Source organism: uncultured Rikenella sp., from assembly GCF_948810725.1.
Lineage (GTDB): Bacteria > Bacteroidota > Bacteroidia > Bacteroidales > Rikenellaceae > Rikenella.
The window spans coordinates 1-13078 of record NZ_CAQIVA010000049.1 but is presented as its reverse complement, the minus strand read 5'-3'; the positions used below and the strand labels follow the sequence as shown (position 1 = coordinate 13078).

The 13078-nt window shown below is 53.7% G+C and carries 9 protein-coding genes and 2 tRNA genes; 4 read left to right on the top strand and 7 right to left on the bottom strand.

The window, feature by feature from the left end; genetic code table 11:
• Positions 1-502: 502 nt before the first annotated feature.
• The gene (gene terL, locus Q9S52_RS09400) at positions 503-2038 is read right to left on the bottom strand and encodes a phage terminase large subunit (RefSeq protein ID WP_304708929.1); all 1536 of its coding nucleotides are present in this window, start codon (positions 2036-2038) and stop codon (positions 503-505) included.
• A gap of 1296 nt (positions 2039-3334) precedes the next feature.
• Positions 3335-3709 (bottom strand): hypothetical protein, encoded by a 375-nt coding sequence (locus Q9S52_RS09395; RefSeq protein ID WP_304708928.1) that lies wholly within the window; start codon positions 3707-3709, stop codon positions 3335-3337.
• A gap of 279 nt (positions 3710-3988) precedes the next feature.
• On the opposite strand from Q9S52_RS09395, the gene Q9S52_RS09390 reads away from it, so the two are divergent.
• Positions 3989-4834 (top strand): AraC family transcriptional regulator, encoded by an 846-nt coding sequence (locus Q9S52_RS09390; protein ID WP_297624470.1) that lies wholly within the window; start codon positions 3989-3991, stop codon positions 4832-4834.
• A 59-nt stretch (positions 4835-4893) separates the two neighbouring features.
• Complete coding sequence (locus Q9S52_RS09385; protein WP_304708927.1) at positions 4894-5409, top strand: ferritin; 516 nt, start codon at positions 4894-4896, stop codon at positions 5407-5409.
• Between the two features lie 218 nt (positions 5410-5627).
• On the opposite strand, the gene Q9S52_RS09380 is transcribed toward Q9S52_RS09385, so the two are convergent.
• The 3 genes from Q9S52_RS09380 to Q9S52_RS09370 form a co-directional block, all read right to left on the bottom strand.
• On the bottom strand, positions 5628-7355 hold the full coding sequence (locus Q9S52_RS09380; RefSeq protein WP_304708926.1) for a hypothetical protein: 1728 nt from the start codon (positions 7353-7355) through the stop codon (positions 5628-5630).
• Positions 7352-8392 (bottom strand): hypothetical protein, encoded by a 1041-nt coding sequence (locus tag Q9S52_RS09375; protein WP_304708925.1) that lies wholly within the window; start codon positions 8390-8392, stop codon positions 7352-7354. The genes Q9S52_RS09380 and Q9S52_RS09375 overlap by 4 nt, the downstream gene beginning before the upstream one ends.
• Positions 8393-8581: 189 nt before the next feature.
• Positions 8582-10267, bottom strand: a complete 1686-nt coding sequence (locus tag Q9S52_RS09370; protein ID WP_304708924.1) for an AAA family ATPase — start codon at positions 10265-10267, stop codon at positions 8582-8584.
• Positions 10268-10550: 283 nt separating this feature from the next.
• On the opposite strand from Q9S52_RS09370, the gene Q9S52_RS09365 reads away from it, so the two are divergent.
• Positions 10551-11120 carry a hypothetical protein gene (locus Q9S52_RS09365; RefSeq protein ID WP_297829769.1) on the top strand — a complete coding sequence of 190 codons (570 nt, stop codon included), beginning with the start codon at positions 10551-10553 and terminating at the stop codon, positions 11118-11120.
• A gap of 285 nt (positions 11121-11405) precedes the next feature.
• Here Q9S52_RS09365 and Q9S52_RS09360 read toward each other — a convergent pair.
• Both Q9S52_RS09360 and Q9S52_RS09355 read right to left on the bottom strand, forming a co-directional pair.
• Positions 11406-11478: transfer RNA gene (locus Q9S52_RS09360), tRNA-Gly, on the bottom strand.
• Between the two features lie 393 nt (positions 11479-11871).
• A tRNA-Thr gene (locus tag Q9S52_RS09355) sits at positions 11872-11943 on the bottom strand.
• Positions 11944-12174: 231 nt separating this feature from the next.
• Between Q9S52_RS09355 and Q9S52_RS09350 the strand changes: the two genes are divergently transcribed.
• Positions 12175-12321: a hypothetical protein gene (locus tag Q9S52_RS09350; RefSeq protein ID WP_304708923.1), complete on the top strand. Its 147-nt coding sequence runs from the start codon at positions 12175-12177 to the stop codon at positions 12319-12321.
• The last annotated feature ends 757 nt before the right edge of the window (positions 12322-13078 follow it).

Sequence of the window (13078 nt, the reverse complement as noted above, 5' to 3'; positions counted from 1 at the left end):
AGCCCAAAGCTCGCCCCAGTTCTTTGCCCTGTGTCCGCCTCACTGCGGCTCCGCTGTCGCTCCGCCGCACTTTCGCGCGCCTGGGGAAATCTTGTCAAAACGCGCCAGCGCATTTTGACGATTTCCCTCTTTAGGCGGCGGCGCGCGGCTTTAGCTACGGGAGGGGACTGCGCTCGGGCCGCGCGGGCCCCACGTCCCGTGGACGGGAAATGCTCGCGCATTTCCACTGGCAGCCTCTACCCCCGTTCTTTGTCCGCGCGCCTGCACGATTCATCTATATTCGGCTATCGCCGAAATAGTTGAATCGCTTCTTTAGGCGGGGCACGCGTCTGTCCTACAGGAGGGTACTGCGCTCGGGCCGCGCGGGCCCCACGTCCCGTGAACGGGCGAAACTGCGTTTCGCTGTGGCCGCCTCTACCCAACAACTAATGGCCGCCTCTACCCCAACACTCGCGCCCCCCTCCGCCCAAATCCCCCCGACAGCCCCGCCAGACAAAGCGCCTCATTCCTTCGCGAAGCCCCCGATCCGGAGCCGTCCCCGCTTCGGTTCCAGCTCCGTTTCGACAATCCCCGTGAGCACATCCGGCCCATCGTCGTGCGCATTCGCCCGGAACACCCTCCGAAACCCCACCACCTCCGCCGCCAGCTCCGGCCATCTGCGCTGCCAATCCTCCGGGAAGCGGATCATCCGCTCCACCGTCGGCGCATACGTCAGAATCCTCGACTCCTTGTTCCCCGCCTGGTGGAACATCCGGAACGTACACCCCCGCATCCCCTCCTCCCTAAGCCTCCGTTCCACCGCCCTTCCGAACCCCCTCCCTCCGTTGTTGCTCTCGATATACGCCACCGTCGTCCCCTCGCGCGCCAACATCTCCGCCACCTCACGCTCCGTCCTCTCCATCGGCTCCTCCGAGTAGACCACCCCCGTGACATAGCACACCCCGTCCACCCCCACCGCATAACAGATCGAACAGAGCCGATCCCCGCCCGTATCCGCCGTATCCGTATAATTCGCCCTCCGGACGATCCGCTCCGGGAGCCTCGCATACGTTTCGAACCCACCGTACAGGAGCCCCTCCCTGACCACCGGATTCCCCTGAAACAGCGCCTCGAAGAGCACCGGTTCCGTCCCCCTCCTCTGCCTGAGCCACCCCACCGAATGCCTCTGCGGCCAGAGCGCCTCCCCCCTTTCCCTCGGATCGATCTGCGTCGACGGCGAACTCTTGATCGCCTCGAACACCACCGCCACCCACCGCTCCGTGCCGACCCCCCCGATCTGCTCCCACCTCGTCGGTACCACCACCCGCTCCACCCGCATCATGCGACCGATCAAGTCCTCCTCGTGCCACCTCGTCGACACCACCAGCTCCTGCGCCCCATCGTGCAACCTCGTTCTGACCACCGCCTGATACCACTCCCAGACCCTCTCCCTGACCCTCGGCGAATTGGCCTCCAGCATATTTTTGTACAAATCGTCCGTCACCATCACATCGACCCTGTTCCCCGTGAGCGACCCCGCCCTTCCGACCATCCTCACTCCCCCCTCTCGTCCGACGCAATCGAACTCCTGCAACGTTCTTCTGGCCGTTCTCTCCCCCCTTCTGTCCCCACCCGGCACCCCCTTCAGCCTCGTCCACGGAAAGATCCTCCCATACGCCTCCCCCTCCATGACCCTCTGCACCTCCCGTCCGAACCTTCCCGCCAGCGCGAACGAATAGGAAGCGACCGCCAGCCTTCGATCCGGATTCCGTCCCAACAGGAACGCCGGCAACAAGACCGCCGCCCCCCTGCTTTTCCCGTGCTGAGGCGGCACACAGACCATCATCCGTCGGATTCTCCCCTCCGCAAACTCCCCCAGGAGCCGGTAATAAGCCTCATGAAACGGGCTCCACTCCATATCCGGCGCCACCTCCCCGACAAACTCCCGGAACGATCTCCTGGCCCTTTCCCACCTCGGTTCATCACGCCCGACCACCAGTGTTTCGTTCCGCCTCGGCCCTTCGCTCTTTTTCTTTGGAATACTTCTTTCTTCTTTCAAAACATTTCTCCCGCTTTTAGCACATTTCCCACCTTCTCCACCTCAGCCGTCACCGCACATCCCCCTCTTTCCCTCCCGAACCTCCACCTCTCCTCCGCCCTCTTTCCATTACTTTTCCCATTCATTAACACATTTCTTTCTCTTCCGTTTTCCAATAACCGACCTTTCCGCCCCCTCCCTTTCGCCCCGGGCTATCGCGCTCGGGATACGGGCGCGCTGAGCAGCGTCGGCGACCACGGTTTCAGCTGGGCTTCCACGGTCAGTGGTACCAATGGCATGAGCTTGGATTTCCACGTGACGTGGCTCGATCCCAGCAGCGCGTACTGCCGCGCCTACGGTCTTCAGTTGCGTTGCCTCTCGGAATAAACGGAGGAGTGCGCGCGGTGGGCAATAGGCTGTAGCTGCCCCATATAGCTGAACTTTGTGCGGACGGACGCCCGGGAGGTACAGCAACTCTCGGCGCGCAAGCGGCGTGTTGCGGGCCTCCCGAGGGGAGGCGTCCGGCCCGCGCGACCCGTTGGGTCGCAAGAACTCCGCCACCAGCACCGCCCAAATCAGCCAAGTTCGGCCTGTCGCCCATCCCCCCGAGGCGCTCCGCGCCTGGGCGACAAGGCCGGCGATTCCTCGCGGAATCGCGCTATTCGCTCTCGTCCGAGAGTAAAGCCCTAAGCCCGGGCACCAACCTCGCCCCAATTCCGTCGGGTTCGGGCCACGCGGCTCTGCGAGTCGCAGGAGCTCGGCCAACAGTTAAGCCCAATCCACCGCCCAAAGCTCGTCCCCATGCTCGGCCCGGCGCGGCTCGAAAACCGATTGCGGTTTTCGAGCCCAAAGAACTGTCACAGCCCAAAGCACAGCCCAGTTCTCCGCCCCGTGTCCGCCTCACTGCGGCTCCGCTATCGCTCCGCCGCGTTTTTCGCGCGCCTTGCGCGATTCATTCTATTTCGGCTCACTGCCGAAATAGCTGAATCGCTTCTTTAGGCGTGGCGCGCGGATGCATTGAAGTAATAAAGGCCCGCCCACAGGGCGTTTTAATAACCGTCTCTACCCCGTTCTCTGTTCGCGCGCCGGGGAAATCTTGTCAAAACGTGCAAGCAAGTTTTGACGATTTCCCTCTTTAGGCGTGGCGCGCTTCTGTCCGACAGGAGGGTACTGCCCTCGGGCCGGGCGGGCCCCACGTCCCGTGGACGGGAAATGCTTATGCATTTCAACTGTCAGCCTCTACCCCCATACAGCGCTGCCGCCCCGGCCCAACTACCAGTCACGCACGGTCGAGCTTTGACCCGCCTAAAACCGCCCTCACGAGTCATCCGGCGAGACCCGACACCCCCTCGATCGAGCCCTCCTTTCACACGGCACCAACGCCTCCTCCACCTCCCGGAGCGCCCCGTCCGACAACCGACTCCAATCCACCACCGCCCGCTCCCCCTCCTTCTCTTCGCCCTCCGACACAACCTCCGGCTCCGCCGCCCGCCCCCTCTCCTCCTCCCTCGCCAGCTTCAGCCTCATCTCCACACAACGCTCCAGCCCCCTCAGCGCCGCCATACACCCCTTCGCCAACGGCAACAGATCCTCCTCCAGCCCCTCCGGCTCCAGCATCTTCGCCAACCTCTCGTACGCCTCCTCCACCCGCTCGATCCTCCTCAACCCCTCCCGTAAAATTTCCGCCTTCATACTTTATATAGACAACTAAATATATTTCCCCCCAAATCGCCCCGCCCCCGCCCCCGATTTTCCCACAAAAAATCACCCCCGATAACTCATATGAGTTAAAATTTATTATATTCGCCACATCAATCCCCTATGCCCCCCACCAGCGCCAAAGATATACCACCCCCCAGTCCCGTCCAAACGACACACCAAGCCATTACACCTGAAGAGCCGAGACCGACCCTTTATACTATAAAATTCACCTATCCGACCATTTTCCACCCCAAAATACCCACCCCACCCATGAACACCACCTCCACCTCCCATATCTCCCGCTACCAGATCGACACCAACTCCGGCATCCAGACCATCCGCTACGAACGCCACGTCGTCGGCTACGTCGAACAAGGCACCAAACTGATCCACCTCGGCGACCGCTACGTCACCGTCCGCAGCGGCGAACTCTTCCACCTGAACCCCGGCACCCACTACATCGAGAACGACCCCGCCGGACACGACCTCCCCTTCCGCCAGACCCTCCTCTTCTACAGCCCCAGCGACCTCCGCAACGACTTCATCCCCGCCACCCAAATCGCCGCCACCAACCACCTCTGCTCCACCTGCCGGAACACCACCGACATCTACACCTACCCCGCCTGGCCCCTGATCGAGAGCTACTTCCGCTCCCTGAACCGCCTCCTGACCACCCGCCTCCACCGGCAACGCCCCGAACTCAGCCGGCTCAAAGTCTGCGAACTCTTCCAACTCCTCCAGACCCAGCCCGGCTGCTGCATCAGCCGCCCCATGTGCCAAGCCCTCAGCCAGAGCCAACGCACCTTCTCCGACGTCATGCACGCCAACATCTTCACCACCGCCAGCGTCGCCACCCTCGCCGCCCAATGCGAGATGAGCCCCACCGCCTTCAAGAACCACTGCCAGCGCACCTTCGGCACCACCCCCCACCGCTGGATCGTCGACCAACGCCTCAACCGCGCCCAACTCCAACTCATCACCACCCCCGACCCCATCAGCAAAATCGCCCGCGACTGCCTGATCCCCAACCCCTCCCACTTCATCAAACTCTTCCGCCGCCGCTTCGGCCTCACCCCCCTCGCCTACCGCCGGCGTTACGAAAAAACCGGCCTCTGACCCACCCCCCGAAACCCGAAAAACACTACCTTTGCCCCACACACAAACAACTATCCATTATGTTAAGCACCAAACTTCAAGAAGCCCTCAACGCCCAGATCAACGCCGAACAATGGTCCGCCTACCTCTACCTCTCGATGTCCCTCGACGCCTCCGTGAAAGGCTATAAAGGGATCTCCAACTGGTTCTCCATCCAATACCAGGAAGAGCAAGCCCACGCCCAACTCTTCATCGACTACATCCTGAGCCGCGGCGGCCGCGTAACCCTCGCCCCGATCGCCGCCGTGCCCACCGAATGGGCCACCCCCCTCGACATGTTCCGCGAGACCCTCTCCCACGAACAGAAAGTGACCTCCCTGATCGACAACCTGTGCCGTCTGGCCGCCGACGAACAAGACTTCGCCACCTCCAACCAGCTGATCTGGTTCGTGAACGAACAAGTGGAAGAAGAAGAGAACGCCCGCGACATCATCGACCAGCTCCAGATGGTCTCCGAGAGCCAGATGGGCCTCTACATGATCGACAAAGAGCTCGGCACCCGCACCTACACCGCCCCGAGCATCGCCGCCCAGTAAGCCATCGTCCCCCGAAAAGACGATCAAAGAAAGGAAAGACACCCACAAAAGGAGGGAAGGGGCTGCGCGTGGGCGCGGCTTCGTCCCTCCTTTCATTCATCCCCCCTCATGCCCGCCACTTCAGCCTCCCCCATCGCGATATCAGCCGCAGAAAGCGCCCTTCCGCAACGTATCCGCCACTTGAAAACCACCCACCTCGACCGCCATCCCGACACCGATCAGTTATTCTTATCGAATTTTAAAAGCAGATCACATATGTCCCCAAATTGGTCCGTTAATCCATCATATACCCGATCGCAAGCTATTGCATAGTTATTAGAAATGGCATTAGGTTCAATACCCATTTCCTCCAATGCCGAATTAAATTTCAATAAAGTGGTGGCTTTACTGTTTTTATGAGCATCCATTTGCCTTATCTCATTCAGCGCAAACAATTTCGACAACATATTGAACCCCGCTAATTCTTTTACTCTCCCAATGATAATTTCCTTACTCTGCACAGGATCCAGACCTGTTTCGACACTTACAGACACATACGCTAGAAATAATTCTAAAAGCTTCAGACTTCGATACCCTTCAGTATCACCCGGCGGAAATCCGATCGTATTGATAACTTTGCGCAAGTTGCGCTCCTGCAAGTTTTCTCCCAGTAAGATGTATAGCTTTTTGCACCGGGAAACGAACTCATCCTTCGTGAATCTCCGGCCATTAACGTGATGCGTGATTGGCTTATAGTCAGGAAAATCCGTCCAACCCGTACTGTCAATTGCATTTTGATCCAATGTGATTATTTCTGAGGGTGAAAATGAAAACTGGCAAATTTTATTAGCGACCAGGCAGAACAACCGTCCGAATTCAAAATATCCTCGAGTCAGACGCCTTGCCTTATCCGCAATATTCTCCCCTTCTCCCACTTCCGAGCTATCTATTGAATATCTGTTCCAATGTTCGATCACATCATAAGGAGTCCCCTCATATAATTTTTTCAACTCGACCTTAATACCATTACGTCCGACACGTTCGCACCGACTAACGCTCCATTGCCCCCGATAGCTTACTGCGCCAGAGTCTGGACAGACCTCATAATCGTCATCAACTTCATACTTTTGCAACACATCATCAGATACGTAAACATACTCGCCGATCATTTCATGTCTGGCCCGATACTCCGTGACCACACCTTCAATCCCTTTCCAGTAATGTCCTGCAGGAGAGGCATCCTCTCGAAGCTCCTTCCCCGGAATTATTTCATACCCATTAATTTCCAGCCTTACCACATCCTCCTTATGAACGTATTTGCTGATTCGGATTTCAAATCGGTCAAACTCTTTGACATAACTCCCCCCTTCGCCAAGTAGCTTCTTCATATCATCGTCCAGAGACATTTCCCGAATTACAGTAAACAGTCGGACGGCGGTTTTTTTTCGACAAGCCAGATATCGATCCAGATAATCCTTTTTTATCTTTACACAGGCTTCAGTCTGACTGGGAAATTCATATTCCGAAATAAGCTTATTTTTTACGACCCCATAGTCGGGTTTCGATAATTCATCCCAGCATATCTCATCTTTCAACAATCTGGGAACCAAGCGAAACGCGCTCAAAAAGCCTTGATCTACAGACAAGACGGTCTTATTTGCACACGTCCATGAAACAACCAAAGGTTCGGCCTTTTTTAACCCCGAAGACGGCGATACATACATCCCGAATGAGGGCTTATATGCGCAATATTTATCAAGAACAGCCCCCGTAATTTTAACAACGAGATTGACATGGGACGGTTTAATTCTGGAGACAAGCGAAGGAGGAACGAGGGCCGTATTCACGTCGACGGAAACCTTGTCCTGCGTTGTTTTCAATTCGGCAACGGTAATGTACCCGTCGCCGGAAATATCGACATCCAAATAATTCCCGACCAGTCTGGTGATCATCTCTTGTTCGGTCATTCTCTAAAATTATGAAAGGTTCTGTGGACCAACGCCAGATATTTCATCCCCGAAGTATTATCGATCCGATCGGGATGCAGATTAGAAATTGCAGTCGCGACCGCGATCAAGAACGTCATCGGTCCCGTAATCAAAACATTCCTATTGAATTCCCCTTCCAATGCCGCAGCAGCAAACGGAACCATACCATGAACCGAACACCTGAGTATGTTTCTGTAATTGTACTCTTCCATCCGGCGGGTTATTTCATCCCGTTGTTCCCTGATGCGATCCATTGCAGTATCGAATGATTCCGTACCGACAGCTGTCGCATCATTCAGGACAATCGCCTCTATTTCGGTTCTAAACCTTTTTAATAACTCATTATGCCGGTCTTTGAACTTCATCAAACGCACCAGGTCGATATCTTGCGGAAGAGGCATGATGTTTTTCAATAAAACATCGCGTTTTTCATTTCTGTCTCTTACGATTATATCGTCCTGACTTTTAACCGCGAACAATGGCAGCCTGTCCGTTACCGGAAGGGCCTCTATTCTGGCGGCAACGAGACTGGTCAAAAATTGCATTAATTCAAAAGCCGTCCTCTTTTCCACATAATATATTCTGTGATTTTCGCTCCTGGCTAATCCGAGTTCTTGAAGCTCATGTAAAATTGCGGGCCCGAATTTGCTTTCATATATCTGTGAGCCCGGAACAGACACTCGTGGGTTGAATTTAGTCGCGTATATAGTCCGAGATGCAGTACGTCCACCAGATTCCCCGCTGAAAGCGGCCTGCCTTTTCGTAAAATCGTTATTTCTTAAATAACGGACAAACTGGACGTGCAGCTGATTCTGTATATCATAGTCGCCTGAGAAATTCCGAGGAATGACCAACTCTTCACGAATCAGCTCTTGCATATGTGGCGGATAGAGAGCGGGATCGTCAAAATACTCCATCGGAACGATGACCGATATTTCATCATAGTAAAGAAGCTGGCGATACGTCCATGCTTTCGGCGGAAGACTAATAGAGGGGTAGTAAATAATTCCGCTCATAATCTTTTCTTTATGATTATATTACATGAATCCTATCTCGCACGCTCATCGGCAGAAGATTCATTATACTAAGTTACAAAAATATCCGGCCGAATCATATCAGTGAGCAACGGTACTATTTTCCGCGCATCGCGCAAAGAATTACAGCTATTGAATAGCTCTTGCAAACTTAAAAGACAACCGACTCATTTAGCCCCATAATTCTTGTTTAATTGCTTTAAATAAATCAGGAGCTATAAAATCCGAAGGCCTTGAAATATCCACATTATGCCCCAATTCCTGTTGCAATAAAGATTTTAAGTTCCCCAAGACTTTTTTCCCGTGAGAATACCGTATCAAATCACGATCTAAATTCGCTTCGGCTAATCGTGCATTTTCACCTGCCTTGTGACCACGACCTTCCTTCATTGATTTATCAGATAACGCATTAATATAAATACGCTTAGATTCTTCCTTCACATTATCTCTCGCTATTCTTATTAACTCTTCAGCCCGATCAAGGTCAATCTTTGAGTACAAATAATTTATATGTTGGGCATTAAGGAAGTGCGATTCAACATCAGTTCCATTCGTTATAAATTTATAATCGATTTCCTGACTGTACTTCGCAATTATCGTGTCCAATTCTGCTTGTTCATTGTAATCACGATCTCGGTGCAAGACGATCTTAACATCGGGATAATGCCTCTTAATGTATGATGCTAAAACATTAGCCGTCTTAATATCAGCACATCCTTGATAAGACCACGTTTCAATCTCCGGAACAGGGATTTCACTTGCTTGAATTAATGTTTTAAGCATAGTCGTATCTGAATCTTCCGACAGGACTATCAACTTCACTCCCGTATTGTGCATTCGATCCACTTTATCCAATGCCCCCAAACTCATCAAGATGCTGACGATATTTTTATCTTCATCACATACAGCTCCTCCCACAATCCAATTAACCTGAGCTACCCCCTCAATTTCATCGTAAAAATGACGTGAATGGGTACTAATCAAAATTTGAAAATCCCGTTCCTCCGCAATCATTTCCAATTTACGAGCTAATTTTCTTTGATTATCGGGATGCAAATGAGCATCGGGTTCATCTAATAATAGCAGTTTGGGTTTATAAACATTGATGTATGAAAGAATCTGAATCACCTGGAGAAATCCTGTACCGGCAGCATCAATAGGCAGGACGACATCTCCTTTTCGAATCCTAATATTCAAGAACTCATCTCTCTCTTTGTTAAAATCGACCTCAATCTGGACGTTAGGGAATATATAACCCACATCTTTACAAAATGTCGTCCAGTCCTCTGTTTGAGAATGCAGTAGCCACAATATATTTCTGAATACATTATTCGCGTCGCCTCGTGCAGCCGCACGCCGTATAATTCCCGGACTTTTCCACTCCTCATAAGTTGGAATGCCTGCCAAACCGGGGACATAAATAGAAAAAGGTGTCTCAATGTTACGTAGCTGCTCCCCTATCTTTTCGTTATGTATTTCAGTAGCAATGTTTTTATTTTTCCCCTTTCGTATAACAACCTTAGTGGCATGATTCGTTTCTTTTTCAAAGAATTCGACACTTATGGCCGCTCCTATGTCAGTTTTAAGCTTTCCCCCTCTGGCTAATGAATAGACATCCCTTAAAGGTGCATACATCAACTGATCCGGCGTCAAGGAGGTTGGCAATCGATGTGAAGATCTATTCCAACGCGAAGATTCAAAATTTGTCGTTTGGGCTACCGACACAGCAAACTGTATTGCTTGAAGAATACTGCTTTTACCCGAATTATTGGCCCCAATCAAAATATTAATCCGCTCTAACGGAATAGATACACTGTCAATATTTTTAAAATTCCTAATTTCAATTCGTTCAATCATAAGAATGAGATGATTTACGACTGGAGTTCACAAATTAGCAACACCTGTCAATACGATTACAAATTTAGCTATAAAGTAAGCAAACTAAAAACAACAAAATATCGCACTAAAAGATAATTTATAACAACATTCGATTGATAACAGATCAATATCCCTATTCCGTCCACTTTCTTTCCGTTAGCGCTCAACAACTGATCGCCCGGCTGCAAATGCCGCCCATGAGCCGGAAAGTCGTCAAATTCTTCGACCACAGAAAGTCTAACCTTTAAAATATGTTCACGACATGAAAAAATTCCTTCTCAGTCTGACCCTCGGCACGATTTGCCTGATTTCGCACGCCCAAAACCGGTTCTCCGGCAGCGAAAAGATCTACATCTACGGCGTGGACTATGCGCCGGTGAAGGTCTGGGGCGCCTCCGAATCGCCCGAACAGTTCGTCCAGGCCTTTCGCGAGATCAACGACCTGCTGCTCCACCAGGCCGACAAGTACACCTACGACCGGATATGCGGTTCGGCCTCCACGACGATGAACCTCGATCCGATCCGCCGACGGATCGACGAGATGAACCGGGATTCGATCAAAATCAATTCGGCCCAAACGGCTCCGCTCGACGTCGAGACGCACCTCCGGAGCTACGCTCTGCCGGAGAGCGAGGGGGTCGGGATCATCCTGATTGCCAAGCTTCTGGACAAGGCGCAGGGATGCGGCACTTATTATGTGGTGGGGTTCGACGTGGCAACGCGCGAGCCGATCTTCGTGCGGGAGATCACGACCAAAGCGGGCGGTTTCGGCCTGCGTAACTTCTGGGCGAACACGGTTTACCAGGCGCTCAAAAAGACACGCATCCAATAATCCTTTGTCCGCCCGCCGCGAGTCTCTTTGCGGTGCGCAGCGGACCGGTGTCCTATCTGTCGCGTGAGAATCGGCCGATTCTCACGCGATGCTCTTTAAACGGGGCTGTGCTATGCTCGTACAAAGTTCAGCATCAAAGCAAAAACGCCTGACAATCGGTTTGATTATCAAGCGTTCTGAGCGGAAAACAAGCTCCTCACCCACACTGCGTGCGAGTCGCTCGCCGAACTCTCCGTTTTCCGAAAACAAAAAACGCCGGCACTTGAGAAGTGCTGGCGTCTACCGAGCGGAAAACGAGACTCGAACTCGCGACCCCAACCTTGGCAAGGTTGTGCTCTACCAACTGAGCTATTTCCGCAATATAAGTATGTTCTCTCCTCTTGCCCTCGCCGCGGTTGAAAGTGTCTCTCGGAAACGGCTGAACCGCCGTTTCGGGCAAGGTTGTGCTCTACCAACTGAGCTATTTCCGCAATTATATGTTTCGCCCCCCCCCTATCCCTTCCGCGGCTGAAACCGCCGTCTCGGGCAAGATACCCCTCTACCGCCCCCCTCTCTGAACTGTTGCCGAGGATTACGTTCCGTGATCCTCTGGGCGCCCAGCGAGAAATACTTACGTTATTTTTAATGAATTCTCCGAATTTGGCGTTGCGCGACCGATCTTTTCCCGGCAAGCGGACTTGTCAGAAAAAGACAGTCCCCTCAACGCCAAAGCCTGACGGCTCTTTTAAAAACAACGAAGAACATCTCTCTGAGCTGTTGCCGAGGATTGAACTCGGGACCTCTTCCTTACCAAGGAAGTGCTCTACCACTGAGCTACAACAGCATGCGTTCCGATCCCATCCCCCCCCGAAAGGCCCTCAAGGATCGTGTGCAAAGGTAGACAAAATTTCTTCTCTCGCAAGGTCGAAGGCGAGATTTTAAGCAAATTTTTCTGCCGACTTTACACAGCCGACTAATAATCAACCTTTTCCGACCTGCACATTTCTTCTCGTTTGAACCCCCAGCCGCCCCGGGCGTCCGCGATGCGGGGAACAATGGACGATCAGGGGCTCTCTTGAACATCACGTGCCGCGGAGATAGCTGGTCTGCTTCGGTCAAAGAGACCAACGGCATGAACCTGAATTTTCGTTCGACGTACCTCGACCCCGACAACGCGGGTCTGCGTGGTCACGGTCTTCCGTTGCGTTGCCTCTCGGAATAAACAGGGAAGGAGTGGGGGCGGTGAATAAGGGGCTGGGCTACCCTACTCTCTTGGACGGGCTGAAGCCTGCGGGGCCCATAGCAACGTCAGTTGCGGGCCTCCCGAGGGGAGGCCCCGGCCCGCGCGACCCTGCGAGTCGCAGGAGCTCGGCTCATTTGGTTTCGGACTTTCGTCCAATTCTGTTGGGTTCGGGCTGCGGCGTCCGGCCCGGGCATCAAAGATGCCCCGCCGCAAGCCCGGCGGTTCTACGAACCGCAAGAACTCAGCCCAACCCGCCACTCATAGTTCACCCCGCTCTTTCATGTGCGCCGTGCGCCTTCGGTGCATCTTGTTAATGCTGTTCGCCGCCAGAGGGGACGCAACGAGCTCCAACGAGTTGCAGTCCGCCGCGTGGGGTGGCGGCGAACTGCGCGGCTCAAAGAGCCGCAGAAGCCCGACCAAAAGCAAAGCCCAAAGCACCGCCCTGACTGTCGGGTTCGGCCTGTCGCCCACTCCCCCGAGCGGCTTCGCCGCTGGGCGACAAGCCCGGCGGTTCTACGAACCGCAAAAGCAACATTTTCTTTATTACCCAATCCGTTGGGTTCGTCCTCGGCGCGCCCCCCACGCGCCGCTAATGCGTCGCTCTCGCCGAGGACGGCGATTCTCTGAATCGCGCTATTCGCTCTTCGTTAAAGCGGGTCGAAGCCTGCGGGGCCCAAAACAAGCATGGCGAGTTGCGGGCCTCCGCGGTCGGAGGCTTCGGCCCGCGCGGCTCTGC

What these genes read in the sequence shown, in the direction of transcription:
- Q9S52_RS09395 (WP_304708928.1), bottom strand. Translation starts at nt 3,709, where the DNA reads ATGAAGGCGGAAATTTTACGGGAGGGGTTGAGGAGGATCGAGCGGGTG.
- Q9S52_RS09390 (WP_297624470.1), top strand. Translation starts at nt 3,989, where the DNA reads ATGAACACCACCTCCACCTCCCATATCTCCCGCTACCAGATCGACACC.
- Q9S52_RS09385 (WP_304708927.1), top strand. Translation starts at nt 4,894, where the DNA reads ATGTTAAGCACCAAACTTCAAGAAGCCCTCAACGCCCAGATCAACGCC.
- Q9S52_RS09380 (WP_304708926.1), bottom strand. Translation starts at nt 7,355, where the DNA reads ATGACCGAACAAGAGATGATCACCAGACTGGTCGGGAATTATTTGGAT.
- Q9S52_RS09375 (WP_304708925.1), bottom strand. Translation starts at nt 8,392, where the DNA reads ATGAGCGGAATTATTTACTACCCCTCTATTAGTCTTCCGCCGAAAGCA.
- Q9S52_RS09370 (WP_304708924.1), bottom strand. Translation starts at nt 10,267, where the DNA reads ATGATTGAACGAATTGAAATTAGGAATTTTAAAAATATTGACAGTGTA.
- Q9S52_RS09365 (WP_297829769.1), top strand. Translation starts at nt 10,551, where the DNA reads ATGAAAAAATTCCTTCTCAGTCTGACCCTCGGCACGATTTGCCTGATT.